Source organism: Streptomyces venezuelae, from assembly GCF_008642375.1.
In the GTDB taxonomy this organism is placed as follows: Bacteria; Actinomycetota; Actinomycetes; order Streptomycetales; family Streptomycetaceae; genus Streptomyces; species Streptomyces venezuelae_G.
This window is the reverse complement of record NZ_CP029194.1, coordinates 8500764-8527663: the sequence shown is the minus strand read 5'-3', so window position 1 is coordinate 8527663 and position 26900 is coordinate 8500764. Positions and strand designations below refer to the sequence as shown.

Sequence of the window (26900 nt, the reverse complement as noted above, 5' to 3'; positions counted from 1 at the left end):
CGCGCTTGATGCTTTTCCCTGGCGGGACTTCCCTCATGAGCTGACCCTCGAATTGCACGGGCTCGAATGAGAAGCCTCCGCTGCGGCAGCCGCGCCAGCCCCCACTGCCCTCAACACCCCCCAGGACACGTCATTGGCCGTCATGCTGAAGATCCAGGCCTTGTGAGGGCACACGGTGGTGCTGAGCGACGTGCAGCTCATCGACAGCCATGCGGTACAGGCGCTGTTCGAGACGGAGGACTTCCGGTCCTTCGTGCGCGGCTGCCCGTCGTTCCTGCGCTGCACCACCGCCGCTCCGGCCGGCAGCGACCCCTTCGCTCTGGTCACCACCGGCCTGCACCGTGCCCTGGAGCGCGGGGAGGCGAATCCCGGGCCACTGTTCGCACGGGGTACCGCGCTGGGCGCACGGTACGAGGAGGGCGGGGTGATCCGGCGCAGGCTGGAGGCCGTGGCCCGGACCCTGCATCACTTCTCCCGCGAGGCGGGAGTGCCGCTGGGCACGAGCGCCGTGACGCGCCCCTGCTCGTACCGCGACGTGTTGGAGGAGGTGGCGGAGCTGCCGGGGCTCCCCGGCCACGACTACGCCCCGGTGGAACGCACCCTCGCCTATCTCGACGAGCACGTGGAGCCGTCGAACCGGCACCGCAGGGCGGTGCTCTTCGCCCAGCTCGACGCGACGGACCCGCCACACAGGACGGCGATGTGGAACACCGCGACGCAGGCCTGGAACGCAGCGGTGCAGCGGACGCCGGGCACCGACGGGGCGTCCCCGCGGTCGCTCCCGAAAGCGGCCGACATCGGGCTCTACCTCGGGAGTCCGACGGACGCGCTCGTCGAGCCCGTCGGCCCCCGGGCCACAGCCCCTGCGGAACACGGGATGGCCCCGGGCAACCTGGCGGCGGTCGCCGAACTGGGCTGGCAGGACATCGCGAAGATCCATCAGGACGAGGTCGTGACCCGTCGGCGCGACGCCTTCCAGGCGGCGCTGCGCGCCGGGGACGCGGCGGCGGCCGACGACGCCCTCCCCGCGCTGCTCCGGGCGGTCCGGCGGAAGCTGCCGGCCTCCGGGGAGCGGCCCGGGCGGCTCGCCTGGGCCGCGGCCGAGACCGGCCTCGGGCTCGCCGGCGTGGGGCTGGCGCTCGGCACCGGCGAGACCCTCGGTCTCGTGGGACCTGCGCTGGCGTTCGGCCTGGCGGCCGAGCGGCTGCTTCGGGGCGGCCGCAACCGGTCGCACATCGTCAACACGCTGATGACGGCAGGTGGAAGAGGGACCTGGGCCCGGCGCGGCGAAGCCTGACAGGGCGCTGGGTGCCGGGCGGTCGAGCGGTCGGCGCCTCCGCCCTGAAACACGCCTCAGGCGGCGCTGAACCGGTGGGCGCGGACGCCGCGCTCGTACGAGAGGCAGCGACGCTGTCGGTGGCGGCCGGTACGTTGCGATCATGGGTGTCTATCTGGTGAGTGTCACCGCGCAGGACTGGTCACAACTCGGGGAGGACGGGTACGGGGACGTCGCCGCCGCGCTGAACACCGAGCTGGAGCGGCGCGGGCGGCCCCCTTACGAGCTGCGGCAGGTCGCAGGGGAGGCGCCGGGCTGGTTCGAGGAGAAGGTCAGCCCGTCCATGGACGGCTTCGTGGCACTGTGCAGGACGCGGCTGACCGATGCGGAGGTGTCGGCCCTCCTCGACTGGAGTGTTCTGGTGCCGTTCGCATTGGAGGAGGAGATCGTGCTCCCCGTCGGCACCGCGTACTCCGGCGAAGAGACGGTGGTCGCCGGGGCCCCGCGGGTGCTCGCCCTGGCCGAGCGGCTCGCCGACGCCGTCGAACTGCCCGTGGACGCGATACCGGCGGGCGAGAACCTCACACTGAGCTTGTGGTTCCTGGAGGGCGGGGCGGAGCGGACCGCCCGGGCGCGGCCGGGACCGTGGGCCGAGGACCGGGACGCGGCCTTCTACGTGGCTCTCCACCTGCGCGCCGCGCAGTACTCCATACGGCACGGCTGCCCCATGACCTACTCCTGAGCCACCACGGGGCCGAGGGCCAGGGGCCGTGTCCGCCGCCCGCCCGAACCCGTGCCCTACCGGAGCACCGCCACGTTGCATTGCTCCCGAAAACCCAGTGGCAGGGAACGCGAGGGGCCCCTACGGGCATCGGGAAGGAAGGACACCGCCGGGGCAGTGGGTGGCGGAGCAGCGGCGGGAGTACGGGGGCGGGGAGATGAGTGGGCAGCCGGGCCGGGCGGCTGGAGCGGCTCGGGATGGTGTGGTCGGTGACCGATGAAAGGTTCCAGGAGAACCTGGAAGCCGCGAAGGTGTATGACGAGGAGTACTGGACGCTGTGTGCGCCCCGGTCCGCGGCGATGCTGGACCGGCCGGTGGGGCAGTGGCTCGCGAACCTCCGCCGCCCCGGTGCCTTGGACGGCAAGCCTGAGTGGAGGGCGGTGCTGCGCGAGGTCGATGAGGACTGGAACCCGTCATGGCCGCCGGAATGGCAGCGGCACTACGCGGTGGTGCGGGAGATGCACGCCGAGGAGGCCATCCTCGCGTACGTCGAACCCGGCGTCACCGTCCACGGCAAGGACATCGGGAAGGGCTCGCCAAGCAGCGCCGGCCCGAGGTGTGGGCTGCCCTGACCGACGGACGACGCGAACGCCTGCAGGCCTTCGGTGTTGTCCTTCACACCCCGGCGCCAGAAGCACCGGCACCCGCGAAGCCGTCCACGACCGTGAACGCCTTCGAACGGGGCGTTGCGGCCCTGGCCGCAGTACCTGTCCCGGGGAAGGGCACATGAGGGTCCCAAGGGCCCGCACAGAGCGCCGGGCGCGCCAGCGCCGATGGCGGAACGGATGGCCGCGTCCCGGTCGTTCTCGGCGTCGACCATGCGGCGCGTGGCGTCCTCGACGGCAGTAACCGGCGAAACCCGGAATCTACGACCCGGTGGGACCGGTGCCAAGGAGGCGCGTGCCTTTCACGTCGGCGTGCTCCTGGTGCTCGTCGTCGGACCGGCGCCCAGCGGGTGACGGGTGGTGCTCATGACGACCGTGCCTCGCCGTTCCGTACCGCCGGTGCGGGGTATGGCTCCGGAGCCGTTTGCTCCGCCGGAACGGCGGTATTGCAGAGGCATGGCGAGAAGACTTTCCTTTCCGGTCCCGGTCCTCACCGTCGATAACCCCCAGAGGATGGACCGACCTGTGACTTCCAGGTGGGTCGTTTGGGGCGACCTACAGGTCTTCCCCGGCGAAGCGTTCTCTTCTCTCAGCGTGAGCGCGGCCGAAACCGGGGCCGCCGAGGTCATCGGCGCACGCCTGACGGCCATCCAGAAAGGGAGGGACCCCGGGTCCTGGTACCTGGTGGCCTACGGGACCGCGATCTCGTACGGATAGGTCAGGGCGGGCGGAGCGCGCAGCAGCCGCGCCCGCGCTGACATCTACTCTGCGTAGGACAGATAGGAGTCAGGGCCATCCCCCGGGTGCGGGGAGCAGACTTCGTGATCCGCAGTTCTACCTCAGCCCTGGTCGCGTCTGAACCACTTTCACCGAAACCGGCAAACCGGGCAACGCATCGTGGAGTGGGGCGGCTTCCAGCCGCGGGACAAGTCCCGCACCCACGGCTGCCGGCTCTCCTTGACGATCTGCTCTCTTCGAGTACACGGGGGCCACCCTTGCCTCCACACTGACGCGGTCGGCAAGGCGCTCGATCTCCCAGAGGTAGTCCAGGTCGCTGAGCTCGGGTGAGGTCATGGCCCGAAGCTCCGCACCATGCCTTCGACAGCGACACAAGATATCGATCCGCTATGCAAAACCCTGCGCACAACCCTTCCAAGAGCCCTGTCCTGTGATCGCCGAGACGCGCCCTCCGAACGGGTGGGGTTGGTGGCTCTCATGGCGAAGGTGGAGGCGTCTTCCCTAGGTTCTGTCCCGTCGATCATGGGTTGTGGGAGGATGCCGCCCATGACTTACACCCGAAGGGGCCGTGCCTCGTAGAACACCAGCTTCACTTCGGCTGCGGGAACGCGGCTGGGGTAGACCCTGGGCGCGGTATCGCGATGTCCCAGGTCTGTCGGGAGCGGCGAATGCCGCTGTCCGTGTGCTCGAACGGGAGCGATCGTCTCCGGGCATCGTGGCGGTGGCGCTGCGCGTGTGGTCCGTGCGCGTCTAAGGCACGAGGCGCCGGTGGAGACAATGGGAGGCGGAGTTCACCTGCCTCTGCTGCGGTGAGGGTTGGGCCCGGGACAAGCTGCAAGATGCTCTGTTCATGCTTCTGCCAAGCGCCGCCAGCGAACTTCGGGTGCAGGTCGAGCGCCTGGACGCGGTGCTCCTCGGGCGAACGCATCACGAGCCGATGGAAGACCCGGAGTTGGCGTGGTGGCATCGCAGGTGCTGACCGTACCCATGTCGTCTACTGGTTCGTTGGCTCTTGCGTGACTGGTCGGGGGGATCTGACAGAGGCGGAGTGGCAACGTCTGGAGCCGCTCCTGCCCACGGGCAACAATCGCTGCGGCCGGTGGCGCGATCATCGTCAGGTGGTCAACGGCATCCTGCACCGGGTGCGAACCGGGGTGCAGTGGCGTGACCTGCCACGCTACGGGCCGTGGAAAACCGTCTCCGAGCGCCACCGGCGCTGGTCGGCCGACGGAACCTGGGGACGGCTACTCCAGCAGGTGCAGGCCCAGGCCGATGCCGCCGGTGGGATCGACTGGGACGTCTCGGTTGATTCCACCTCGATCCGTGCCCACCAGCATGCGGCCGGCGCGCGGAAAGCTCCGCCGCCCGCCGCGTCAAAAGGGGCGGCCGCGATGGCACACCAGAGCGGAAGACCGTGGGTGAGACTGTGCGCCCGCCTGGCGGAGGTGGTGCAGGAGGTGAGGCGCTCGGTCGTTCCCGAGGAGGCTTCACCACCAAGATTCACCTGAGCGCGGACGGGCGTTGCCGCGTGCTTTCACTGTTGCTGACGGCAGGCCAGTGGGCGGACTGCACGCAGTTCGAGCCAGTCATGGAACGCATTCGGGTGCCTCGATTCGGGCCGGGCCGTCCGCGCACCACACCGGACAGTGTGAGCGCCGATAAGGCGTACAGCAATCGCCGGACCCGCCGCTACCTGCGGCGACGAGGCATCCGCCAGGTCATCCCTGAGAAGAGCGACCAGGCCGTGAACCGCGTACGCCGGGGCCGGGCAGGAGGGCGCCCACCCGGCTTCGACAAGGAGCGGTACAAGAAGCGCAACACCGTGGAACGGGCGATCAACAAGCTCAAGAACTACCGAGCTGTGTCCACAAGGTACGACAAGCGCGCATACGTCTATCTGGGCACTGTCACCGTCGCAGCAACCGTCATCTGGCTCCGGACATGATCGGCGGGAGAACCTAGGGAGAAGCCGGGCTGTGCGCGTCGCGCGAGAGGGTGGCCGCCAGGCGTTAAGGGCTGTCCGGCCGATCATGTGCGGAGCCAGATGACGGGGGGCGGCTGCGTGCGCGGGTTGTTGATGGCCCGCTCGACGGGGTTCCGGGGCGGCCCCCTACAGCAGGAATTTAGTCACAGACGGTATTGAGCCAATGATCGTGCGTCATTGCTGCGTGGTTGATCTTCCTGCCAGAATGCGGCGGGTCGCACGAGCGCGGCCTTTCACGTTGTTGGCTTTATCGAGCAGTAGCGGGTTCTGGCACAGATCTTGGGGAGCTGTCACGGAGGGTGTCCAGACCGCTTCACGTGCGCTGACTCGTCATCGAACGGGTGAGACTGGCCCCTGCATACTGGCCGGATGGACGCCCGTCAGCCGTGCCTGAGCTGTGGTCACCGCGCGTTCGATCACCCACCAGCAGGCAGTGTGGAACGCAAGCGTCTGATCGTCCGCAGAACCTCGGTCCGGTTCTTCGCGACTTTCAACCAGGTGGGAAGTCGCTCGACCAGACTCATCGGGGCCCAAGGCACAAGCTCTCCGCGCTCACGAAGCTTGGCCCCCACGTAGGCCTCCAGCAGATCGAGATGACGCACGTTATAGGCCCATAGGACGTGTCCGCAGCAGCTCGTCTGCAACCACACCGGTAGCTGGAAGTAAGGATCGACAGGGCTGCCCACGACAGCAGTGTCGACCTTCCGATCCTTGAAGAAGCCGCACTCCGTGCACCGCAGCCGCCGATGGAGATCCAGGCTCCCGTAGCCGGCAGCCTTCTCATCTGCTGGGATCTCGGGGTGGGGCGTGACAGTGGCGCACCCATCACACCGGGGACAGTGCACCAGAACCTCATCGAGGAAGTCGTATCCGTACTTGCGTTCGCGTCGATCTCGAAACCGGTCGTCGGACGCCTCTACATTCCCGCTCACTTGGTCAGCCTGCCAGAACCCGACTCGCTGCCCGGCAGGAACCCATCTCGCTCGTCGTTGGCACCGACGGACTGCTGTCCTCGCAGCAGGGGGCCCTGGACTGAGCGGGTCACTGGAGCAGGATCATCTTGCGGAGTAGTTCGAATCCGGCTCGACCATAGAGCTGCCGCTTGATCTTCTTGATGCGGTTCACGGCGCCTTCGATGCTGCCCGAGCTCCAGTCCAGGGTGAGGCCGGCGGTCACGGCGTCGAGGTCTCGGAGCAGGTGGAGTGCGAAGCCGGTAAGGCCGGGCAGCCGGCTGGCGTCGACCGCGTCGATCCAGGCAGGGAGCGTGGCACCGAGGCGACCGCTGAGGATCTCTCCGAAGTCGCGGACATGTCCGGCGGCCGTGTCCAGTTCGGGACAGCGGGCCAGGACCTCCTTCAGGCCCGCCCGGTCTTCCTCGCTCAGGGCGGCGGGGTGGCGGGTGAGCCAGCCGGTCACCTGCCGCACCGACGGCGGCCGGGGCGGCGCGCTGGCCGGAGCCCCGCGGAGGGTAGCGATGTGGGCGCGGACCATGCCATAGGTGACGGGAGCCTGCTCGGCGACCAGCTCGCCGTGGAGTCGGGTGACGCTGGTGCATCCCTCGGCGAATCGCCGTTCCAGGTAGGGCTTGTAGGGGTCCAGCCGGCTGGGCCGGGGCCGGTTGTCGCGGATGGTGTCCAGCCAGTGTGCGGCGTTCGCGTACCGGAGCACGGTGTTGAGGCCCCAGCCCAGGTGCCGGGCGATCGCGCGGCGTGAGTGACCTTGGGCGAGCATCTCGTGGACCAGGGCATGTGCGGCTTTCTTCCGCTCGGCCCGCCGACCGACCGGCTCCGCGTCTTTCTGCGGACCGGAAGCTGGTCGGGGGTCCTGTGACAGGCGGTTGCTGGGCGTCGGAGCGCGCAGGCAATCGCGGTGGGCGGCGACGCAGGTCTCCACGGCGCGGCCCAGGCCCTGCCATAGATGGAACCGGTCGGCGACCTGCAGAGCCTCTGGGGCACCGCGGCGAGCACCCTCGGCATAGGCGCCAGCCCGGTCCCGGCAGATGATCTCCACGCCGGGATGGCGGATCAGCCACGCGGCCAGCGGCCCCGCTTCACGAGTCGGGAGCACGTCGACCACACGATGGTCTTCGACGCTGGTCAAGACGGTGGAGTAGGTCTGGCCGCGGCGGATCGCGAAGTCGTCCACGCCCCGCACACGCGGAGTACTGAACCGTGGATCGGGCAACGCCATGACCCTGCGTAACAAGGTAATCCTTCCTGCGCCGAAGCCCAGCTGGGCAGCCAGCCGAGCGCCGGCCCGCCCCGCCAGCACGAGTCCCACCCGCTCCAGGGCGTGGTTGAGCCGCGTGGTGAACCGTGCGTACGGCGCGGTGAGTCGCGAGAACGGCTCGGCGAACGTCCGGCGCGGGCAGCCAGTCGACGCGCAGATGAAGCGCCGGACCGTCAGCCGGATCACAAAGCCCTGTTCAGCGAGTGGAAGGTCCTTCAGCCTGCGCTGGTAGCGGTCGTGGACTCGGTCCGAGGAGCGGCCGCAGTCCGGACACGCTGCCGCGGTCGCGCGGCCTCTCGCCGCCACCTCGACTGTGCCGAACGCGGTCGTAGCCGCCTCGACCTCCACCTCGTCGATCCCGTCGAACACCAGCGAATCCCAGAACGGTGCGTCGGTCTGCATGACCAGCACCATCACCGTCCACAGCCAGCCAGAGCAGCGAACGGAATGCACCTGAGGGAGCGGCACTTCCGGCCGTCAGACGCCAAGGCGTACGCCGTCTCGCGCGAGCCAGTCCCTCGCAATCGAACATCGAGGTAACGCTCCGCGACGGCTCCCCAAGATCTGTGCCAGAACCCAAATCTCGTCGACATGTTGAGGCCCGGTGATCACCGATTGCTGCCCAAAGTCATCGACAAACGCTGTCCGTCTTCATGAGCGAAGCCACACGTTGTCAATGGTGAGAGGCGTGGTTAGCGTATGGCCCCGTGGCGGACGGAAGACCTGAGCCCGTACGTGCCGACAGCGGACGAGGAACTCGTGACGCAGTTCGGGATGGACAAGCTGGTGCACGCGGAGGTGGACCCGCGCACCGGGGTGTTCCTCTGCACGATCACACTGCCGGCTGTGATCGGCAACCATCTGGCCGGGCCGACTTTCCAGCCGCGACTGCGGTTCCATCCGTCAGCTGTCGACAGCGGCTTCGGCAACGGGTGGTCGTTGAACCTGACCTGCTTCAACACCACGACGGGCAAGCTGACGCTGCCCTCGGGCCGGAGCTATCTCCTGGATCCCGACCTCTCGGAGCATGACCTTGTCACCGAGGAAGGGCAGGTCCGTGTCACCAAGGACGGGGACCGCTATGTCGTGGCGCACCGTGACGGTGTGCGCGAGGTGCTTGTGGCGGCGGACGACCACAGCGGGCGGGCCCTGCCGGTGGAGATCTGGGACCACGGCCGATGCGTGCGCCTGGAGTACACGTCGCTGCCGTCGAGCGCCATGGCTGCGCTCTCGTCGGTCACGGAAGAGTCCGGCTACCGCCTCATGGAGTTCGATCACTCTTCGAAGGATGAGGTTCACGTCACGGTCGCCCCTGGCGACTACGCCCTGGAAGCCAGGTGGACGCTGAACCTCCGCGACGGCCGTCTGTCGGCCTTGCAGCTGCCGACGGAGGACAAGGCGTCCTTCGCGTTCGACTACGACTCCCGCCCCGGCTGGCTGGTGATCAGCGGGCTGACCACGCCGCTGCGGACCCGCCACTCCGTGCTCTATGGGGGTGCGGGCCACGCCTTCCCGAGTTCGAGCGTCCCGAACCTGCCCCGGGTGACCAGTCACGAGATCAGCGGCACGGAACAGCCCCGCACGACCCTCTACACGTACCCCGACGGTCCGAACTACCTGGGCCACGGGCTGAAGGTGCAGTGGAATGGGCAGGACGATCCGCTCCAGGGCCACGAGGCCCTGCCTCCCGAGACGTACTACAACGGCCCCACCGAGACCGAGACGGTCGAGGGGGCCGAGGGGCGGACCGTCACCCGCACCTACAACGCCTTCCACCTGCTCACCAAGGAGGAGACGGTCCGCGGGGACAAGACGGAGACCAGGGAAGTCGTCTACTACGCCCTGCCGGGGGTGCCGACCAAGAGCCAGCCGCCCCAGTACCGGTCGCCTCGTACCATCACGCGCTCCTGGTCCTCCAAGGGCGACCCGGCGAAGAACCGTCAGGAGAGGGAAGAGTTCGACGTCGACTCCTACGGCAACACGATCTCGGTCACCCATCCGGACGGCAGGCGGGAAACCTGTGAGTTCTACCCGGCCAAGGGCGACACGGGTTGCCCGGCGGACCCGCTGGGGCTGACGCGGTTCCTCAAGGCCACGACCACGTTCCCGGCGTCCGAGCAGTCCGGAGCGGTGCCCGTGACGAGCACCCGCCACACGTACACCTCCGTGCCGACCCCCGCCACAGCGACGGGTGAACAGGCGGCGGTATCGGTGGTTGCCGCTGACGACGTCACGGTCGAACTCGTCGGCGGCCAGGAGGAGAAGGAGCTATCTCGCGTCCGGCGCGATTACCTCACCGGCGGCCCCTTCGCCGGACAGCTCTCACGGGAGACCGTGACCGAGTCCGGGCGGGCGACCAGCACCACCTACGTGTACAAGCAGGAGGAGAACAAACTCCTCGCCACCTCCACCACCACCTCGTATGAGGGCAATATCCGCACCACGGCCATCACCCGCCTTCTGTTCAACGGGCTCCTGCACGCCCGCATCCAGGGCGACGAAGAGGTCCGGTGGGAATACGACGCCCTCGGCCGCGTGATCAGGGAGACCACCGCGCCCTACACCCCACAGGAATACGCCCGACTGTGGCATTACATCCTGCCGAGCGCCGCTGGCGAGGTCGGACAGGTTCGCGAGACGAAGTAGAACTGAATTCCCGCGAGGGGCTGGCTCAAGAGACAGAGCTGGCCCCTGCGGGGCTTGGACATGTTCCGGCTCCTCCTCGCAAGGGACACGCTCACTCTGAGCTACTTGTCCCCCTGCCGTAGCTACCCGAGTACAGGGCCGACGCCGCAGGTGATTCCCCCGACGCGCGCAACATCAGCGGCTAGCTAGTGCTGTGGCCGGGAAGGTTCGCCGGGTCGCTGGTGCGCTGAAGGGCCGGGCCTGGCGAAGAAAACTGGTTGCGGCGGCTGGGGCATGCCTGACACGGTGCGGTTTTCCATAACACCCGTGAGGCTCGCATGACGATTTACTTCTATGGCGCCGATGAAGTCCCTTATGGATGTTTCTCGAACTTCTCCGATCACGGCTTCGACCTCGACGGGGTCTGGTGGCCGACCTCGGAGCACTACTTCCAGGCGCAGAAGTTCAAGGGCACTCGTCACGCGGATCTCGTCCGGCGTGCGCGCACGCCGCTGCGGGCAGCGGAGTTGGGCCGTGACTCGTCCAAGCCTCTGCGGAGGGACTGGGAGCGGGTCAAGGACGACGTGATGCGCCGTGCGGTGGCAGCCAAGTTCCGTACGCATGCCGATATCCGTGACATTCTGCTGTCCACAGGCGACGAAGAGATCGTCGAAGACACCACCACCGATCACTACTGGGGTCGGGGCAGGACCGGGAACGGCAAGAACATGCTCGGGCGGATTCTGGTGCGCACCCGTAGCCAGTTGCGTGCCGAACTCGCCGAAGCCCTCGACGGCGATGGCCGCCGCCCGAGGCGGTGATCCGGGAAGCGTGTGCGGTGTGCCGCATGCGCAGGCTGGCTCAGGCCACGGCCTCGAGGATGGGCCGCCCTCCCCAGCGGATGCCTTTCTCGCTGCGGATGCGGGCGCGTTCTCGGCGTTGTGCGGCGAGTATGTCGGGGTGGCGGGCGTTGGAGTTGCGCCAGCGCAGGTAGGCGTGCAGTGCCCGGGTCTGCACCGTGTGGTTGGGATAGTTCGAGTTGGCGATGGTGAACTGCCGCAGAGGTCCGAAGTGCGCCTCGATCGGGTTGGCCCACGAGGCGTAGGTCGGGGTGAAGCACAACTCGACCTTGTGCTTCTTCGCCCAGCGGCGGATGTCGGCGCCCTTGTGGGCGGACAGGTTGTCCAGGATCACGTAGATCGGGGCGCCGTCGGGACGGGCGGCGCGGATCGACTTCAGCGCGGCCAGCGTGTTCGCGGCACCCTTGCGGCGGCGGTTGACGCCCCACAGACGGCCGTCGCCGACCGAGTAGCAGCCGTGGAAGTAGCGCACTCCGTGCGTGCGGTGGTAGGTGGCGGGCACCCGGTCGGGATGATTCCGTTCGGCCCAGCACGAGCCTGCGGTGGGCCGGATGCCGAGCGGGCCGAACTCGTCGAAGGCGAAAACCCGGTCGGGGAAGCGGTGAAGGACCTCCTCGATCCGGTCCAGCTTCGCCTCGCGGTCCGCGTCGGGGTATTCCTTCCATGTCTTGGTGCGCTGGAAGGTGACACCGCGGCGGGCGAGCAGACCGCGTAACGCCTCGCGGCCGATGCGGATCACCCGGCCGTGGACTTTCCGCAGGTAGACGACGAGTTTGCGCAGCGACCAGCGAGTGAAGGGCTGGCCGAGCTTGGTCGGGCGGGTGGTGGCCGTCTGGATGACGAAGTCCTCGTCGTCACGACTGAGCAGGCGGGGACGGCCTCCCGCCCACTGAGGGTCCAGACAGGCCAGGCTGATCTCGTTGAACCGGTGGATCACATCACGCACGGTGTCCTCGTCGGCCTGCACCAGCTGGGCGATCACCGGCACGCGGTTCCCGCCGACCGAGGCCAGCAGCATCATCGCGCGCCGGTAACGCACCGAGTTGGTACTGCCGCGGCGCACGATCTGCTGCAGCTTCCGCCCCTCCTGGTCAGTCAGTCTGCGCACACGGACAGGCTCGGCCACCGCACCTCCAGCGGTCGGATCGGACGTCACCGCCCATCCAACCGCCACGACGGCCAACCCGGCGAACCTATGTGGTCAGATCACTAGCCGGCCTTGCTCATGATGGCGTTGAAGCCCTCCAACGTGCCGGCCACGTGGCCCTGGGCGTCGTAGAGCTGTACGGGCTCCTGGAGCTTGCACAGCTGGTCGACCGGTGGGAATTCCTTCACGTCGGTTGCCTTGAGCGTGGCGTACGTCGTCGGGTCAGTGGCAAGCATGCTCGTGGTCTGCCCCGTGGCCTTGTCGATGACATCGACGGTGAGGGACAGGTAGATGAGCATCTCGAGTCCGCCAGCCCCGGAGGCGGCCTGGAGGATGCTGAGCGGCGTGGTCGTCATATTCGACATGGCCATGGTGATGAGGGTTCCGGACTTCGGGGTGCTCGGGCTGGTGTCCGCCTCCATCCGGAAGCCCTGGACCTCCATGACAAGGCCGTCGGTTTTGCTCGTCTTGACCTGTAGGTTGATGCCGCCCTTGAAGGCGAGTGTGAGGGCCCCGAGGGTGTTCAGCTTCAACAGCACGTTGGCGGCGTACATGCTGACAGGGACGTCCGTGCCGGGCGGCGGCAACGGGATCGTGCCGTGCTTCTCCGGGGCGTCCGACGCGAGTGCCCTACTCGGTGCGAGGGTGCTGGCGCCGATGGCTGCGGCTGTAGCCGCCGCACCCCTCATGAACCCGCGGCGGTCGATGTCAGTCATGTGCCTCTCGTTCCCTTCTCCGCGACCGCTGCCGGGGCCACCGCTGAGCGTGTGAGCAGAGCCAGAGGCAGGGTCTCCTTGATCACGTGTTGCGTAACGAGGGACGAGTCCGTCGGACACCTGGGAATCAGGGGCGGGCAATCTGGCACATGCCGTACGGCCCGAGATCACGTGCACCAACTCGCCCCGCACACTCGTTACGCGCGGAGAATGCCTTCTGGGCCCCGCTGGCTGATGCAGGCACCCAGCTTCTGGAAGGTAGTCAGGCGCAGCACGTTGAGACCGCATTCGGCCACACCGCGACACGGCCACGGACCCGTCACATGGCCGGCCGGACAAGACCTAGTTGCTGTCCTGGGGGGCGCCGTTGGCGATCTCGTCGGCGGTGGCGTCGCGGATGGCGAGGACCTTCACCTCGAAGCGCACCTTTTGCCCGGCCAGAGGGTGGTTCGCGTCGATGGTTACCTGGTCGCCGTTGATCGCCGTGATGGTGGCGACCTGGGTCTCGCCGTCGGACGTGGAGAACTCGACCTGCGCGCCCACCTCCAACTCCGCTCCGTCGAACGAGTCGCGGCTGACGGTGCTCACAGCCTGGGGGTCGTGATCGCCGAAAGCGTCGGCCGCCGCCAGCGCGATGCTCACCTCGTCGCCGACAGCTTTGCCTGCGAGTCCTCGCTCCAGGCCGGGCATGGCGCTGCCAGCCCCGTGCAGGTAGACCATCGGGGCCTCGCTGTCGGTGCTGTCCTGTGCTGCGCCATGCTCGTCGTACAGCGTGTACTCGATGGAGACCACCTTGTTGGCTTCGATCGTCATGAGGCTAAGTCCTTTCGTGCAGGAAGTTCGGCGGGTAGCACAGCGACGTCGCGCTCAACGAAGGCGCTTCGGCGTCCCGTGCTTTTGCCCGGTAGCGGGCATCGATCCCCAGCCTTGTGGATCACGGTCGGAGCCATCTAAGCGGCACCGGAGGCTGCCTGGGACAAGTAGGCAAGGACACCACTCGATCTGGCTGATCTTCACCGCTCGGTGGCCCGGAACTGGACTACCGAGAGCTGGATGAGCTCGTGCGGCCCGTACCTCGGACGGCGTCATCTCCGCCCCTCGAAGTGGATCAGGGCCCCGTCGCTCAGCGGGTCCTTCTTCTTCCGACACCGCCCGATGCCGTACGCCTGCGGGTAGCGATGCCGTCCGAGTTGACAGCCGGCGGCGAGCTTGCGACTCCAGGAACGCCCAGACTGCCGATCCGTACCACCACCCTGGCACACGAGCGTCGTGGGCCGACCATGCCCTAGACGTGCTGTAGCCCTCCGCCATGCCTCAGCAGCCCACAGCCATGATCGGCCGGACAAGTCCTAGGCTGCAGCGGCACGAGGGGTGGCGACTGGGCACCCCTGTGGCGACAGGTGCTGGAGATCAGGCGTGAGCAGCAACGTCTTGGAAGGCAAGCCTGTACGGGACCGGATTCCGGAGATCATCCGCGACAACGGGGAGGAGCCGGTCACCTACACCGCGGATCGGGCGGAAGCCCAGGACGGCGTCGGCAACGTCGGGGTCGTCCCGGTGAAGCCCGGCAAGTAGCCGCTTGCCTCTCGATCGTTGTCAGTGGTGGCTCGTAGCGTCGCTGGAAGGAGGCCGGGAACCGCCCCGGTCAAGGCGATGCAGGGAGCGGTCATGGGTGAGATCACGGTCGGCGCGCGGGACAGTGACCTTCTTCTGCCGGACCCCAACAGCCCGTACGGCGTCCCGTACCAGCGGGCCTATGCCGAACTCTCCGTCTCGCACCGCGGCCGCCCGGTCGCTGAGATCGTTCCGTTGCTCCGCGCGGCTGCCGACGCCGCGCTCCTCGGATTCACCGGCGCCGACCTCGCCGAGCAGGCGCAGGCGATCAGCAGCGGCGCGCCGTACGGCCTCCGGGTCCGCGTCACCGGGTAAGGCGCGCTGGTGCGGTCAGCTGCGCTGCCGCCCGCCCGGCTTCTCCTCGGTCGGCGCCCGGTAGCCAGGCCGCACCCTGTAGCCGATGGTGAAGTGGTGGCGCATCGAGCGACCTCCCTGAGGGTCAGAACCCGCAGACTGCACTCCCGGCAAAGACGTCCGCACGTCGGCGTAGCGCCGGGGTCGCCCCGGCGGGCACGTCACGTTGGTGACGCCCTGGCGCCCTGGGCAACAGCGCTGACGGCCATTGCGGCAGCGATCGGCCTGTTCTTCAGCGCCCTGGTGGCGTCGTCGAGCGTGGATGCAACACGCCGGCAGCTCGATCAGGACAGGCGGCAGCAGGCGGGACGGGTCGCCCACTGGACAGAGCCGGTAGGCGAACTCTCCGAAACAGTTGTCATCGTGAACCGCTCACTGGATCCAGTGAGCAATGTCGAGATGTTGTTCTACGCACCAGACGCAGGCATTGATCCGGCAGAACACGAATGGCTCTCCCTGGGGCTGGATTCGTGGACCATGCCGCCCTGCACCCAGCTGATCATCGCCCCGGGCCCCATCGACGCCTTTCTGCTGGGCTACGGAATCGAGCAGGGCGGGGCGCCGATCCGGGCAATCCGGTTCGTCGACAGCGATGGGCGGCCGTGGGAGCGCGACGAGGGAGGGCTCCGCACGGCCGAGTACAGCGAGTCGGCTTGGGCTTCCGGCAGCGGCATCCTCTCCAGGGGGGCGGTCCGGCGAGAGCCAGCTGAGCACTGCGACAAATGATCAGATACTCCTGGCAGTGCGTTGTGGACCTGCACCAGGAACGCCTGTGGACGCAGGGGCGTGCGATCACGGACCGCGTCTGCATAGCCTGGGAGCTGCAGGGTCTCGCTGCTCGTGCCATCGAACGCGGGTCGCTGACCCGCAGTTCGTTGCCTGTCTCAGACCGATGGCTAGGCGGCTCCGTCCCACGAATCTGACCGTTCCTCGCAGCGTCGGGCGATCGGACCCGCTGCTTCACGGTGATGGGGATGAGGAGCCGGGCCCGGATACGGCGACGCCGGCGGCGGTCCGTGAGGGCGGGCCGCAGTCGGAGTCGGAGTCGGAGTCGACAACAGGTGACTGCCTCGACGGCCGGCCGTCTGCATGAGACTTCCGGAATGCGCCGGCGGCGGTGTCCCGCACAGTGGAGCAGCCTGTCCGGTACGGCGTGGCCGCGTGGTGGGCGGCTACAGGGCCGGAGGAGGGATACGGAGGGTGCTCACCGGAATGCGGATTCAGGTCTGGTGAAACGCGAGTCGCAAAACCTATAATTTCGGGCATGGAGCCGGTGGAATCACGCACCAGCTGGACGTTCGTCACGAACCACGCCCGGATTCTCGCCATGATCTTTCGCGATCCGGAAATTCGGCTGCGTGACCTGGCCGAAGAATGTCGGCTGACCGAGCGGGCGGCGCAGGCCATCGTCACGGATCTGGAGACGGCCGGATATCTGACGCGGGAGCGTCATGGCCGGCGCAACCACTACGAGGTGACGCCCGGGACCTTGTTTCGCCATCCGGCCGAGGGTCGCCATGAGATTGCGGACCTGCTGCAGCTGCTGGTCGACCTCGACCAGTCGGCCGAGGCCGAACCACGCGCCACTGAGGACGGTGATCACGATGAGCGTCGCGCACCCGGCTGACCCGCGGAGCACGTCGGCATCGGCTGATCGCCTCCGCCCGTACTGCCATTCCTTCCTCTTCGGGGCAGCGAAGGGACAGGCCATGATCACACCTCCCCCGCGTCTGACCGCGACGGCGGCAGAGCGTGTCAGCGTCACTATGTCACCGTCCGTCGTCGCCGTGGTCGTCGAGCCGGGGCCTCAGCGAGTGCTGGCCCGCGTGTGCGGTGAGATCGACATGGAGGACGCCGACGAGCTGCGCCGGGACCTCATCGCGGCCCTGGACTCCAGCGCTTCCGGCCTCGACATCGACCTGTCCGGCGTCACCTTCTTCGACTGCTCAGGCCTGCACATCCTGCTCCGCCTGAACCGGCTGGCCCTGCGCGCCGGGAAAACCCTCGTGCTGACCGCCCTCAGCCCGCGGGTCGCGCGCCTGCTGCAGCTGACCGGAACTCACCACGTGTTCACCGTCCGCGCCCGTCCCGCGCCGGAGGCGGCCGGCACCGGCGCGCCGACGCCACTGGACCACAGGACGCCGGGACTGGGCCGGCCCCCAGGCATCCGCAGGTAGAGCGTGCCGCCCCCTGCCTCGCCCACACCTAGCGTCCTGCGGCAGGGAGCGGCCGGAAGGAAAGCACAGGAGGAAGCATGCTGATGCGGCACGCGATCGAGGACGGCGTCCTGCACTTGGCACTCCTGCACGACCTGGACGTACCCAGCCGGGCGGCAGCCGCGTTGCAGGTCGAAGCGCTCCTGTTCACCCACCGCCCGCGACACGTACGGATCCAGCTGTCCGCACCCGACCCGTCACCCGCCTCCCTCAGCGTGCTCACCCGGGCCCGGCGCCTGTGCGAGGGCCTGGGCATCCCGCTGACCGTCGTCGGCCCCGCAACGCCCCGCCCGCCGCACACCCCGGCAACTGCGTAACAGGCCGACACTGTGGGAGAGCGCCATGGCCCACGAGCTCCTCGACACCGTACGCACAGTGCTCGCCACCGCCGGATATGGCCCCGACAGCGGCCTGCACCTGCACGAACACGCCTACGGCGTCATCGTCACCTGGCCCGCCGGCCACCTCGTCCAGACCACCATCCGCGCACACGCCACGGACACCAACCCTGCCGCTCTGGTCGAGCTCTCCCACGGCCCAGCCGCCGTGGCCACCGCCCTCGGCACGGTCCTGAGACAGGCCGGCCTCAGCGCCGTCCCCCACCCCGACGGCTTCGTCCTCACCACGCGGCCCATCGTGAACACCGCGCGTCCACAGGCCCGGCGTTCTACGGCGAGCGTGGGGAAGAGCTGAGACCTTGGCGGCACTCGAACGAGCGCTCCAGAAGCATGAATCTCAGGAAGGTGGCCAAACGGCGCGACGAGACCGGGCTCTCACCGCAGGTGGGACCCGGGCGTGCATCACGGGCGACGCCCTGGCCAGCGTCAACCCGATCTACGGCCAGGGCCTGACGCTGGCGGCCCTGGCAGCCAACTCGCTCGGCGCCTACCTGCGCACCAATCCCGACCTGCGCAAGCCCACCTGGGACAACGTCCGCCTCGTCGAAGCCGTCGTGGACGGAGCCCGGCAGTTCTCCACAGCCGCCGGCCTCGCCCAGCCCCACGTCGGCCCCTACCCTCGCGGCTATCGCGCGCAGAAGTGGGTCGCCGGCAGGCTCACCGAGGCGCCGTGCTCGACGCCGCCGTGAACACCCGGTACATGCAGGTCGTGAACATGGGCTGCCGCCGAAGGCGCTGACCCACCCTCGTTTCTGGCTCGGGCCGTCCGCGTGCTGCTCAGCCGCTGTGGCGGCGCGGGGGCTGTTCTGTGCGCAGCTCGGCGTGCCGACTGCGCACCGCGCGGGTAGGCCCGAACACGCTGGCTGTCCGAGGCACTCGTCCATCCGCGACGAACGGCGCTTCCGCCAGGCCTGCGACTGTCGAAACGCTGTCGCCGGGGAGTGCGCATCCACACACACTCCTCGGCAGCGTCGGCCAATGCCTTGCGGCTCACGGAGTCGACTTCACCGGTCCACTGCCGCTGCCGGAGTCAGCTCTGCTCGTCCGGCTCCGGTTCGGTGAAGTCGTGCATGCAGTCGCTGCACAACACGGGCCGGCCTCAGAGCACGCTGTTGAACTTGGTGCCCTCGCCCGCGTAGAGGTTCGTCGTCATGCGCGTGAACGGCGCTGTCGCCGAGCCGGTGGACCGGTAGACGTAGGTGCCGCCCGATCCGTACGCGATCAGGTCCGGCCGCCCGTCGCCATTCACGTCGCCGGCGCCCACGAGCTGGGAGAAGGCGCCCCAGCCGGAGCCCACCTTCACACGCGTGGAGAAGCCGGTGCCGTGCCCCTGGTAGAGCCACAGGACACCGGCCGCGTCACGCGCGACGATGTCGCCGTACGCGCTGCCCGCGATGTTGCCGACGGCCGTGAGCTGGTTGTAGATGCCCCAGCCGCCGCCGACCTTTGTGCGGGTGCCGAACGGGGCCGTGGCCGAACCCGTGCCCTTGTAGAACCACAGCACGCCGGCGGCGTCCGTCGCGAGCAGGTCCGCGCGTCCGTCGCCGTTCAGGTCCGAGCCACCGGCGAGCTTGTTGTAGATGCCCCAGCCGCCACCGATCTTCACGCGCGTGGCGAAGGTGCCGTCGCCCTTGCCCTGGTACTGCCACAGCACGCCGGTACCGTCGAGGGCGATGAGGTCGCCGTGCGTGCTGCCGGCGATGTTGCCGACGGCCTCGACCTGCTTGTACGTGTTCCAGCCCGAGCCCACCTTGGTGCGTCCGGCGGTCCTGATCTGGCCGGCCACCGGCCGGTCACGCAGGTCGTCGCGCCACAGCACACCGGAGGCGTCCCGGGCGAGGACGTCGGTGGAGCCGTTGTTCGTGAAGTCGTGCGGGTTGACCGTGCGGACGACGTTCATGAGCCAGCCCTGGTAGACGGGCTCGCCGGTGCCGTCGAGCAGCGTCGCCTCGGCCTCGATCCCGTACGACCCGTTCGGCGCGTCGGCCCCGGCGATGACGCCGTCCCAGTCGAAGGAGAACCGGGTGCCGGACGCGGTCAGGCGCTTTGTGAATGCTCTACCCGTCGCGGTGTGCGTGAGCGTGACGTCCAGGTAGGCGTCGGCACGCGAAAGCGTCCAGCCCAGGGTCACCTTGCCGCCGGTCTGGTCGAGGTTCACCGCGCTGGGGACGTGAACCTCGTCGATCGCCAGACGGGTGCCCGTCTCCGCCACCTTGGTGACCGTCGGGGTGCCGTCCGCACCGGGCTCGACACGGAACAGACCGTCGCCGTCGGCGTCCCGGCTGCCCCGCAGCGCCGCGCTGCCGTCGGCGGAGGGTGCCGACTCCGTCGCTGTGACGTCGAGCTCGCGGGTCTCGCCGGTTGCCAAGTTGACGGCCTTCACGGGCGTCCAGTAGGCGCCGTACACCAGCCAGTCGCCCACCAGCTCGTAGCACCAGTCGTCAATGCTGTCGCCCAGGACGGTCTTCTTCTCCTTGCCCGTCGTGCGGTCAACAGACGTGACGTACGTCTGGTGGCCATCCGTCTCGGCGACCCAGGCCACCTGCGAAGCCGAGAAGGTCAAGTGGCCCCAGTCGCTGTTGTACCCGGCCTCGGCAGAGGAGAAGGTCTCGGTCACCGTCCCGGCCGCCACGTCGATCAGGGCCCGGTGGCCAGTTCGCGCGTCCGGCGGACCCGCCGCGTACCTCACGACAACGGTGCCCCCGAGGACCGTCGAGCCGTCTATCTCGATCGCATCCACCGGCAGACCCGTGATTTCACGAGTGGTCGTCGTGGTCCCCTGCTTGGTCACGACGACCAGTTCCTCCGTGTCGTCCCCCTTTCGGATGCTCGTGAGCACACTGGTCGGGCTCAGCGCGGCGACGTATCTGCCGCCTAGCGCGCCGAGGTCGATGTCCACACCCGGGGCCGCCGGGTCGGCCATGTTCCACAAGGTGATCGACCGCATGGCCGCGGGCCAGCTGTCATCGCCGACGACGGCCACGTCGTTGCCCACTAGGGCGTAACCGCCGTCCTTCGGATGCCGGAGCCGCTTCGATGCTCCTCCGTCGTACGGCGTCCAGACCAGGTCCGTGATGCTGTCGGCCTCGTCATAGTCGTACGTGAAGAACCCGGTGGTGCCCGCGCCCGCGAGGTAGGAGTCCTCGGGGTAGACGGGAAGCGTGGCGTCGGCCTGCCCGGCCGAAGCCGACGTCGTCGCGAAGGCCGCCGGGGCGGTGGCCAGCGTGCCGGCGCTAAGGGCGGTGGCCGCGAGTACGGCCGTGATGGCGGCGGCGAGACGGCTGCTGGTGGAACGGAACCGCAAGGTGGAGCTCCCACAAGTCTGAGTCGGACACGGAGATGCCGTGTCCGACTCAGACTCGTGAGCAGCTCGAATGGTTGTACGGGAGGTTCGGGGTTTCGCACCAGTACCCGGCCGGGCAGGCACGTACTCGGCGCTCAGTTGGAGCCCGGGGTCTACGACTGCCGCAGCAGGCCCTGGATCGTGCCCGTGAGGCGGGTGCGCTTGGTGGGTGTGAGGGCGCGTACCTGCTCGGTGATCTCGCGCAGCTCCCGCTCCTCCGGGTCCGCCTCGGGCTCCGGCATGGGCTTCGCCAAGGGCTCCGGTCTGGAGCGGCCCGGCGATCCTGATGCAGCAGCGTGCAGCAACCGCCAACGGCCTGGGCAGAGCCTTGGCAAGCTGCTGCCAGCGCGCCGGATGCGGGTCTCCCTCGCGGGCCCCGCCGACGGCTGCACGCTCGACGCCGCACTACTGCAGACCATCGCGACCCTGGTGGCATCCTCGTCTGACGTGCCAGTGCCGCGCTCAGTCGGCGGGGAGCCGTCGTGCCAGGCCTGCGGCGAGCTGACCAGCGGCCGCCCACGGGGCGTGAGGTCGAGCGCATCCAGCAGCCGCATGTAGCCGACCGCGTCCCCGGCCTCTGCTGCCGTCAGCAGGGCAGGAGGAGGTCGTCCAGATAGTTCCCGGCCACTGCCTGTTCATCACTCTCCGCACAAGGACCAACTCGCGCTGAGACCTCCAGGACACCACCAAACTGAACCGCCGCGTCTTCGCCTGACACAGCCGCACACGACCTGACGATCAACACCAGCCCCGGCTCCGCGTCAGGGCTGGCTCGCGCTGGCTGCCGTGTCCGCTGGAAACCCCTGGGTCCAGGCCCGTGGACGTGGTGTGGATGATGGCGCGGTGACGAACATCAGTGACCGCCACCTGAAGGTCCACTTCCGAATGGACATAGACGAGGACGGCTGGCCGCCGGCGAGCGTCGAGAGCCTATGGGCAGTGGACCTCGGCGACGGCACGGTGCGGCTCGACAACACTCCGTGGTTCGTCCGCGGCGTCGCCAGCGGGGACATCATCCAGGCGGAGCTCGATGGCGACGGTGTTCTCTGGGCCGGGAAGGCGGTCCAGCCCTCTCAGAACTGCACCATCCGGCTGATCGTGCTCAAGGACAACGGCTCAGCCGCTGCCCGGCAGAGCGTGTTGGAGGTCTTCACCGCCTCGGCACGACCGGCGAGGGGATCGAGCAGTACCGGATGGTTGCCTTGGACGTCCCGCCGGAGACGGACCTACCGCGAATCCGCAAGCTCTTGGAACACGGTGAGGCACAGGGGTGGTGGCACTGGGAGGAAGGTGTGTCACCGCTGCCTGGGAAGCCACGGCTCTCGTTTGAGGAGGCTACGGAGCTGCCTGGGGCCTCATAAGGAGTGGCGGCGCGCCGGGCCACCGGTGGCTGGTTGCCGTGCCCGTGGTTTTCTGAGGGGCAGCCTTGCGGCCCGTCGCGATATCTCCTTCTGCAATCCGGCAGCCCCTGGCAGCGCGGCTCCAACGAGAACACCAACGGCCTGCTCCGACAGTGCTTCCCCAAGGCACTGACCTGAGCGTCCACACACCCGAGCACCTGGAGACAGTGACGCCACCGAACTCAACAGCCGCCCACGCAAGTCGCTCGACAGGGAAACCCCAGCTGAGCGCCTGTCTAGACTGCTCACGACGCGATGAGCCGCTGGAGGTGTGGTGAAAGTTCCCGCAGGGCTGGTCGGTGCCCGTGTCACGTGCACCGCTTTCGACAACCAGGTCCGGATCAGCTTCGCTGATCACGAGCCCGACGGCCGCATCCGCGTCGATGGCGAACTCGTCATCGAGACGCCGATAACCGTCACCGATGCGGCCGGCACCCAGGCCATCCTCTCGCCTGGTACGGGAATGGCTTTGGCACCGCTCCTCGGTCTGTTCACCAGGGCCGTCACCAAAGCCGAGGTCACCGGGCTCGGCACCCTGTCCCTCGGCTTTGACGACGGCACGCGACTCAGCGTCGATCCAGATCCCGGCTACGAGGCTTGGAGCCTCACCGGCTCAGGACTCGAATCAGTCCTGGTAGGCCCAGGCGGCGAAACCGACTGGCAGCACTGACCACTTCACCTGTGTGGCAACGATCCCAGGAATCCGCCAAGGGGTGGGGCACGTGGGAGACGCACCAAAATTTGACCTTCCGGTTTGACCTCCCGCTGCTCACGTCAGCCACACCCGCGCACTGAGGGTGACGGGCTCGTAACGACGGGCCGATCACCCCGCCGGCGTAGGCGATGGCGAGGACCTTGGGTACTGGTGCAATTCCAGGACAACTCCAACGCCGCGCGCCGCCGCCAGGACACTCACTGCCCCGGCGGTACAGGCTCAGCCGCTGGTCTCCCGTGCGGTGGCTGTGGTCTCGTCCGCGCGGCCCGTTCCGCCGGTGTCGATGAAGACCCCGGCGAATCCGTTGAGGAGATCGGGGATCTGCGACGGCGCGCCGGGCCGGTCCTGGCCGGTACGGGCGTCCAGTGTCAGGGAAGTCCCGTTGAGTCCCGCGTAGACGACGCCATGCCAGGCCGCGTGGAATCGAGGAGCGTCACGGTCGCTCGTCGGCAGTTCCCAGAGCTTTGCGCCTGTTCTTGCGTCCAAGCCGAACATTCCGAACTGCCCGAACTCGTACTTCCCGCAGACGATGGTCTCCGACTCGTCATGCGAGCACGTGTCCGGGACCGGACCTACATCGGGTGTGGCCACAGTGCGTCCCGTGGCCACCTCCAGGAGGCGGGTATGGTTCGCCGAAAGATCCTGGCCCTTGGTGGCCAGGACATACCGGGGGCCCGCGGCGACGAACTTCAGGTCAGACTCCGCATCGCTGCTCCATACCTGCCGGCCGCTCGCCACGCTCAGACCGACGATCTGCTCTTCCAGGTACTGCGTCGACAGGACGGTCGCAATCACTCCGTCTGCGACCGCGAGAATGGTGCTGGGGGCGTTCTGCTTGGCCCACAGCGTCGCGCGGGTTGTGAGATCGACGGACCACAGATTGCTGCCGTACATGATGACCGCGATGTTGCGGTCCACGGCGATCACCCGCAGGTCCACCCCGGCCTCGAATCCCCTCTGCGCCGGAATCTCGATGTTCCAGGCCTTTGCCTTCGTCACCGCGTCCGCCGCGACCAATTCGATGGCGAATCTTGTGCGCTGGGTTCCGGTACCCGGTATCTCGATGGCCGTGGCCGTCATCACCAGACGACGGCCGCTGACATCGGCGACGACCGGGGGGCCCAGCTTCGGCTGCGTGCGGGCGCGCGTCCCTTCCGGCCGGGAGACCGTCTCCTTTCCTGAGGCGACATCGACGGCGATCAGCCCGTCCCAGGCCGAGACCCACGCGGTACCCGCGTCCAGCGCGACCGCCCAACCCGGTAGACGTACTTCCCGCTCACCGAAGGCGCTCACCGGATCGTGGCTGCGCAGCGGTATGCGCGAGGGGGTGCTCTCGACCGCCTTCGGCGGTATGGACACCGAGGCCTGACCAGTACCGCGAGGCTCAGGTTCGCCGCCCGGTTTCGAGCAGCCCAGTAAGACGACAAGACCCAGAGCCGTACAGCCTGCCGCGGCAACGCGACTGTTGTACCGCAGACGCATCAGTTCCCCCTCATTCCCTCAACTTGCCTGCAGAGTAGTGAGTTTGGGTCAGGACGTCTGCACGGCCATCGCGAAAGGAGGCGCCCAACCAGGTGCGACCCCATGGCCTGAGGCCGCGCAGACTCGACTCGCAGTCGACTCTCCACGCCACCGGCGCACCACGTCCGGGGCCGAGCAAGGGAGGCACGGCGAAACGGCTGAGCTCAGCCGCCGGCCAGGGCCACCCAGCCACCCCAGCAGGCAGCAGAGGCTCCATGAATGCGGCTCTGACCGGAGTTCCGTGAATTCCCAGGTCAGAAGCCGTGTGGCGGAGGCCGCTCCACTCTCGGGTTGAAGACCTGGCTCCGCCAGGTCGCGGTCGAGCTCGGGGGCCGGGTGGGCGAACGGCTGTGCCGTCGCATGCACCTCGCTGCAGGACGCACTCGACTGCTGGAGCTACTGGTCTCTCCGACGGTGCCGGAACGGTCCCCCGCGGGTTCTCGGTGTCGACGAGTTCACCTTCCGCAAGGGCCACACCTACGGAACCATCCTCGTCGACCCGAAGGCCAGCCCCGTCGTGGACGTCCTGCCCGGCCGCACCTCCGAGACCTTCGCAACCTGGCTGCGCGACCATCCCGGTGCCGAGATCATCTGCCGCGACGGGCCTCGGCCTACACGCGAGCGATGAGGACGTCGTTTCTTATGGCGGGCTGCAGCAGTGAGGGATTGCGATCGGTTCGTCGGACGCGGCTGCTCTGGTCAGCGGGGCATGCGCCGTCCCAGCTCCCGTGCCTTCTCTCGCAGGCCTGCAGCCCAGGCTGCGCCTTCCGCGGGGGCGGACAGCCCAGTGACAGTAGAAACCTGCACGTCTTCGAGTGGTGCTTCCGGGGCGGCTCCGTGCAGTGCCCAGTCCACCTTGATCGCGGCGCGTTCTGCAAGAACGAGCACTGTGGCAGTGAAGCCTTCGGAGAGCGCGAGCCAGATGGCGTGGCTCGTTCTTCGGTGCTTCGCCAGAAGGGCGTTGACGAAGATTTCCAGGGTGTCGGGGATGATCTGGCATTCGTCGTTCTCCATCGGCCCGATGCCTGAGGGGAGTTCCAGCTCCGCTTCGAAGACCGCTACCTGGCGCTGGAACATACGGGAAGCTCCATTGGACGGGTTCCACAGTGTCTCGTCGCCGATGTCGAAGTACTGGCTCATCGCGGCACCTTTCAGCTGGTCATGACAGACCAGCGTATCCAGCCGGATCGTTGCCGTCGTCAGCGTTACGTCTTGGCCGGACGCCGGTGGCAGATGAGGGCCGTGGCTATGCCGACGAAGGCCAGGAAGTGTTCGGGCTTGCGTTCGTATCGGCGGTGGAGGCAACGGCAGCCGGCCATCCAGGACACGGTCCTCTCGACTACCCATCGGTGACGGCCGAGCCGCTGCGAGGATTCGGTTCCTCAGCGGGCGATGCGGGGCCGGATGCCGCGCTTGCGAAGCCATCTGCCCAGGTGGTCGCAGTCGTAGCCGTTGTCCGCGTGCAGTGTCGCCGGGCGTCGCGGTCCGCGCCGGGAACAGATCGGCGGGATACCCCGCGCGAGCGGTTCGGGCCCTGGCCGTCATGCATGTTGGCACCGCCACATGCCTAGTGACAGAGGAAGTCCGTTCCGGTCCGTGATCAGGTGGATCTTCGAGCCCGACTTGCCGAGTCGGTCGGATTCGGTCCTGTCAGAGGCCCCCCTCGCGGACCGGATGCTGACGGAGTCGACAGCGCACCGCGACCAGTCCAGCTTGCCGCGGGCACCGAGTTCGTCGAGAACGACACGGTAGAGCCGGGCCCCAGACGCGGGCTCGGCCCCATTGGGCGAAGCGCCGGTAGACCGACTGCCGGCTCGGACCGAACACCGGTGGGGGCTGCCGCCAGGTGCAGCCCGAGGCAGCCACGCAGATGATCGCCGCCAGGACCTCGCGGTCACCCGCCCGACGCCTGCCCCCACCCTGCGGACGCTTCACCACCGTCGGCGGCACCACCCGCCGAAACAGCACCCAGAACCCTGTCTCCGCCGGCACAGGCCACGTGCTCGCTTCGCCGCGGCGCCGGCCGAAGCACCCCGTCTGTGCCGACGACGAAAGTGAACGGTTCGGCCAGTTCCGCCGCCGATTGCTCCACGATCCCGTCACAGGAGTCAGCTGCCGAGCCAATCCGACGCCCGCCGTCACCCGGCCGGACCGCAGCCTTCAGCTCGATCGGTCCGACATATCGGTAACTCCGCCCCCGCTCACGCACGTCAGCCAACCTAATTCGCTTCCGACACACGCCCTGGGGGCTGTCCGGCCGATCATGGTCGTGGACGGTCCGACATGGTCGTGGACGGTCCGACATGTTCGATGGTGCACCGCCGTCTGAACAGCGCCCGCGTGTAGGTCGCGTCCGGGCACGGGGCTCAGAAACAGTC

The 26900-nt window shown here is 68.2% G+C and carries 25 protein-coding genes and 5 pseudogenes; 19 read left to right on the top strand and 11 right to left on the bottom strand.

Going from position 1 to position 26900, the window contains the following annotated elements:
- Positions 1-175: 175 nt before the first annotated feature.
- The 5 genes and pseudogenes from DEJ46_RS38740 to DEJ46_RS38725 all read left to right on the top strand — a co-directional run bounded on the left by DEJ46_RS38740 (position 176) and on the right by DEJ46_RS38725 (position 5345).
- Positions 176-1297 (top strand): hypothetical protein, encoded by a 1122-nt coding sequence (locus tag DEJ46_RS38740; protein ID WP_150273905.1) that lies wholly within the window; start codon positions 176-178, stop codon positions 1295-1297.
- Between the two features lie 142 nt (positions 1298-1439).
- Entirely contained in the window at positions 1440-2018 is a 579-nt protein-coding gene (locus DEJ46_RS38735) for a hypothetical protein (protein ID WP_150273904.1), read from the top strand.
- 200 nt (positions 2019-2218) lie between these two features.
- On the top strand, positions 2219-2629 hold the full coding sequence (locus DEJ46_RS40820; RefSeq protein ID WP_317852213.1) for a hypothetical protein: 411 nt from the start codon (positions 2219-2221) through the stop codon (positions 2627-2629).
- Positions 2630-3256: 627 nt separating this feature from the next.
- Positions 3257-3379 carry a hypothetical protein gene (locus tag DEJ46_RS40655; RefSeq protein WP_263411775.1) on the top strand — a complete coding sequence of 41 codons (123 nt, stop codon included), beginning with the start codon at positions 3257-3259 and terminating at the stop codon, positions 3377-3379.
- A gap of 1037 nt (positions 3380-4416) precedes the next feature.
- Positions 4417-5345 (top strand): annotated as a pseudogene (locus DEJ46_RS38725) (IS5 family transposase).
- A 455-nt stretch (positions 5346-5800) separates the two neighbouring features.
- Here the strand turns inward: DEJ46_RS38725 and DEJ46_RS38720 are convergent.
- Together DEJ46_RS38720 and DEJ46_RS38715 are read right to left on the bottom strand one after the other, a co-directional pair.
- Complete coding sequence (locus DEJ46_RS38720; RefSeq protein ID WP_223835412.1) at positions 5801-6316, bottom strand: hypothetical protein; 516 nt, start codon at positions 6314-6316, stop codon at positions 5801-5803.
- A gap of 109 nt (positions 6317-6425) precedes the next feature.
- Positions 6426-8015, bottom strand: coding sequence for an ISL3 family transposase (locus DEJ46_RS38715; protein WP_223835411.1), 1590 nt, complete (start codon positions 8013-8015; stop codon positions 6426-6428).
- A 357-nt stretch (positions 8016-8372) separates the two neighbouring features.
- Between DEJ46_RS38715 and DEJ46_RS38710 the strand changes: the two genes are divergently transcribed.
- Both DEJ46_RS38710 and DEJ46_RS38705 read left to right on the top strand, forming a co-directional pair.
- Positions 8373-10259, top strand: coding sequence for a hypothetical protein (locus tag DEJ46_RS38710; protein WP_150273900.1), 1887 nt, complete (start codon positions 8373-8375; stop codon positions 10257-10259).
- Positions 10260-10576: 317 nt separating this feature from the next.
- On the top strand, positions 10577-11059 hold the full coding sequence (locus DEJ46_RS38705) for an NADAR family protein (protein WP_150273898.1): 483 nt from the start codon (positions 10577-10579) through the stop codon (positions 11057-11059).
- 40 nt (positions 11060-11099) lie between these two features.
- Here DEJ46_RS38705 and DEJ46_RS38700 read toward each other — a convergent pair whose 3' ends face one another.
- The 3 genes from DEJ46_RS38700 to DEJ46_RS38690 form a co-directional block, all read right to left on the bottom strand.
- The gene (locus DEJ46_RS38700) at positions 11100-12224 is read right to left on the bottom strand and encodes an IS630 family transposase (RefSeq protein WP_317852226.1); all 1125 of its coding nucleotides are present in this window, start codon (positions 12222-12224) and stop codon (positions 11100-11102) included.
- 83 nt (positions 12225-12307) lie between these two features.
- Entirely contained in the window at positions 12308-12961 is a 654-nt protein-coding gene (locus tag DEJ46_RS38695; RefSeq protein ID WP_190623123.1) for a twin-arginine translocation signal domain-containing protein, read from the bottom strand.
- 342 nt (positions 12962-13303) lie between these two features.
- Positions 13304-13774: a peptidylprolyl isomerase gene (locus tag DEJ46_RS38690; protein WP_150273894.1), complete on the bottom strand. Its 471-nt coding sequence runs from the start codon at positions 13772-13774 to the stop codon at positions 13304-13306.
- Positions 13775-14377: 603 nt separating this feature from the next.
- Here DEJ46_RS38690 and DEJ46_RS39455 point away from each other — a divergent pair.
- From DEJ46_RS39455 to DEJ46_RS38655, 8 genes are all read left to right on the top strand, one after another.
- Complete coding sequence (locus tag DEJ46_RS39455; RefSeq protein ID WP_190623120.1) at positions 14378-14536, top strand: hypothetical protein; 159 nt, start codon at positions 14378-14380, stop codon at positions 14534-14536.
- A 93-nt stretch (positions 14537-14629) separates the two neighbouring features.
- Positions 14630-14890 carry a hypothetical protein gene (locus tag DEJ46_RS38685; RefSeq protein WP_150273892.1) on the top strand — a complete coding sequence of 87 codons (261 nt, stop codon included), beginning with the start codon at positions 14630-14632 and terminating at the stop codon, positions 14888-14890.
- A gap of 402 nt (positions 14891-15292) precedes the next feature.
- Positions 15293-15655, top strand: a complete 363-nt coding sequence (locus DEJ46_RS38680; protein WP_150273890.1) for a hypothetical protein — start codon at positions 15293-15295, stop codon at positions 15653-15655.
- Between the two features lie 538 nt (positions 15656-16193).
- Positions 16194-16556, top strand: a complete 363-nt coding sequence (locus DEJ46_RS38675; RefSeq protein ID WP_150273888.1) for a helix-turn-helix transcriptional regulator — start codon at positions 16194-16196, stop codon at positions 16554-16556.
- Between the two features lie 82 nt (positions 16557-16638).
- The gene (locus DEJ46_RS38670) at positions 16639-17106 is read left to right on the top strand and encodes an STAS domain-containing protein (protein WP_190623118.1); all 468 of its coding nucleotides are present in this window, start codon (positions 16639-16641) and stop codon (positions 17104-17106) included.
- Positions 17107-17183: 77 nt separating this feature from the next.
- Positions 17184-17462: a hypothetical protein gene (locus DEJ46_RS38665; RefSeq protein ID WP_150273884.1), complete on the top strand. Its 279-nt coding sequence runs from the start codon at positions 17184-17186 to the stop codon at positions 17460-17462.
- A gap of 25 nt (positions 17463-17487) precedes the next feature.
- Positions 17488-17838 (top strand): hypothetical protein, encoded by a 351-nt coding sequence (locus DEJ46_RS38660; RefSeq protein ID WP_150273882.1) that lies wholly within the window; start codon positions 17488-17490, stop codon positions 17836-17838.
- A 4-nt stretch (positions 17839-17842) separates the two neighbouring features.
- On the top strand, positions 17843-18232 hold the full coding sequence (locus DEJ46_RS38655; protein ID WP_150273880.1) for a hypothetical protein: 390 nt from the start codon (positions 17843-17845) through the stop codon (positions 18230-18232).
- Between the two features lie 410 nt (positions 18233-18642).
- Here the strand turns inward: DEJ46_RS38655 and DEJ46_RS38650 are convergent, their stop codons facing one another.
- Both DEJ46_RS38650 and DEJ46_RS39450 read right to left on the bottom strand, forming a co-directional pair.
- Positions 18643-20847, bottom strand: coding sequence for an FG-GAP repeat domain-containing protein (locus DEJ46_RS38650; RefSeq protein WP_150273878.1), 2205 nt, complete (start codon positions 20845-20847; stop codon positions 18643-18645).
- A gap of 152 nt (positions 20848-20999) precedes the next feature.
- Positions 21000-21140 (bottom strand): hypothetical protein, encoded by a 141-nt coding sequence (locus DEJ46_RS39450; protein ID WP_190623116.1) that lies wholly within the window; start codon positions 21138-21140, stop codon positions 21000-21002.
- 631 nt (positions 21141-21771) lie between these two features.
- Here DEJ46_RS39450 and DEJ46_RS38645 point away from each other — a divergent pair.
- The 3 genes and pseudogenes from DEJ46_RS38645 (at position 21772) to DEJ46_RS38635 (ending at position 22956) form a co-directional block, all read left to right on the top strand.
- A pseudogene (locus DEJ46_RS38645) lies at positions 21772-22247 on the top strand (DUF4265 domain-containing protein).
- Between the two features lie 88 nt (positions 22248-22335).
- Positions 22336-22545, top strand: a pseudogene (locus DEJ46_RS38640) (transposase); the annotation flags it as partial.
- A gap of 12 nt (positions 22546-22557) precedes the next feature.
- Entirely contained in the window at positions 22558-22956 is a 399-nt protein-coding gene (locus tag DEJ46_RS38635; protein ID WP_223835410.1) for a DUF6188 family protein, read from the top strand.
- Between the two features lie 264 nt (positions 22957-23220).
- Here DEJ46_RS38635 and DEJ46_RS38630 read toward each other — a convergent pair whose 3' ends face one another.
- The gene (locus tag DEJ46_RS38630) at positions 23221-24483 is read right to left on the bottom strand and encodes a PQQ-binding-like beta-propeller repeat protein (RefSeq protein WP_150273876.1); all 1263 of its coding nucleotides are present in this window, start codon (positions 24481-24483) and stop codon (positions 23221-23223) included.
- A 409-nt stretch (positions 24484-24892) separates the two neighbouring features.
- Between DEJ46_RS38630 and DEJ46_RS38625 the strand changes: the two genes are divergently transcribed.
- Positions 24893-25150 (top strand): transposase, encoded by a 258-nt coding sequence (locus DEJ46_RS38625; protein WP_150275173.1) that lies wholly within the window; start codon positions 24893-24895, stop codon positions 25148-25150.
- 71 nt (positions 25151-25221) lie between these two features.
- Here DEJ46_RS38625 and DEJ46_RS38620 read toward each other — a convergent pair whose 3' ends face one another.
- From DEJ46_RS38620 to DEJ46_RS40390, 3 genes and pseudogenes are all read right to left on the bottom strand, one after another.
- The gene (locus DEJ46_RS38620) at positions 25222-25662 is read right to left on the bottom strand and encodes a DUF6086 family protein (protein ID WP_150273874.1); all 441 of its coding nucleotides are present in this window, start codon (positions 25660-25662) and stop codon (positions 25222-25224) included.
- Between the two features lie 65 nt (positions 25663-25727).
- Positions 25728-26514: pseudogene (locus DEJ46_RS38615) on the bottom strand (IS5 family transposase).
- Positions 26486-26731: pseudogene (locus tag DEJ46_RS40390) on the bottom strand (hypothetical protein); the annotation flags it as partial. The pseudogenes DEJ46_RS38615 and DEJ46_RS40390, both read right to left, overlap by 29 nt.
- Between the last annotated feature and the right edge of the window lie 169 nt (positions 26732-26900).

What these genes read in the sequence shown, in the direction of transcription:
- DEJ46_RS38685 (WP_150273892.1), top strand. Translation starts at nt 14,630, where the DNA reads ATGGGTGAGATCACGGTCGGCGCGCGGGACAGTGACCTTCTTCTGCCG.
- DEJ46_RS38735 (WP_150273904.1), top strand. Translation starts at nt 1,440, where the DNA reads ATGGGTGTCTATCTGGTGAGTGTCACCGCGCAGGACTGGTCACAACTC.
- DEJ46_RS38620 (WP_150273874.1), bottom strand. Translation starts at nt 25,662, where the DNA reads ATGAGCCAGTACTTCGACATCGGCGACGAGACACTGTGGAACCCGTCC.
- DEJ46_RS38695 (WP_190623123.1), bottom strand. Translation starts at nt 12,961, where the DNA reads ATGACTGACATCGACCGCCGCGGGTTCATGAGGGGTGCGGCGGCTACA.
- DEJ46_RS38675 (WP_150273888.1), top strand. Translation starts at nt 16,194, where the DNA reads ATGGAGCCGGTGGAATCACGCACCAGCTGGACGTTCGTCACGAACCAC.
- DEJ46_RS38670 (WP_190623118.1), top strand. Translation starts at nt 16,639, where the DNA reads ATGATCACACCTCCCCCGCGTCTGACCGCGACGGCGGCAGAGCGTGTC.
- DEJ46_RS38630 (WP_150273876.1), bottom strand. Translation starts at nt 24,483, where the DNA reads ATGCGTCTGCGGTACAACAGTCGCGTTGCCGCGGCAGGCTGTACGGCT.
- DEJ46_RS38660 (WP_150273882.1), top strand. Translation starts at nt 17,488, where the DNA reads ATGGCCCACGAGCTCCTCGACACCGTACGCACAGTGCTCGCCACCGCC.
- DEJ46_RS38705 (WP_150273898.1), top strand. Translation starts at nt 10,577, where the DNA reads ATGACGATTTACTTCTATGGCGCCGATGAAGTCCCTTATGGATGTTTC.
- DEJ46_RS38715 (WP_223835411.1), bottom strand. Translation starts at nt 8,015, where the DNA reads ATGCAGACCGACGCACCGTTCTGGGATTCGCTGGTGTTCGACGGGATC.
- DEJ46_RS38690 (WP_150273894.1), bottom strand. Translation starts at nt 13,774, where the DNA reads ATGACGATCGAAGCCAACAAGGTGGTCTCCATCGAGTACACGCTGTAC.
- DEJ46_RS38665 (WP_150273884.1), top strand. Translation starts at nt 17,184, where the DNA reads ATGCTGATGCGGCACGCGATCGAGGACGGCGTCCTGCACTTGGCACTC.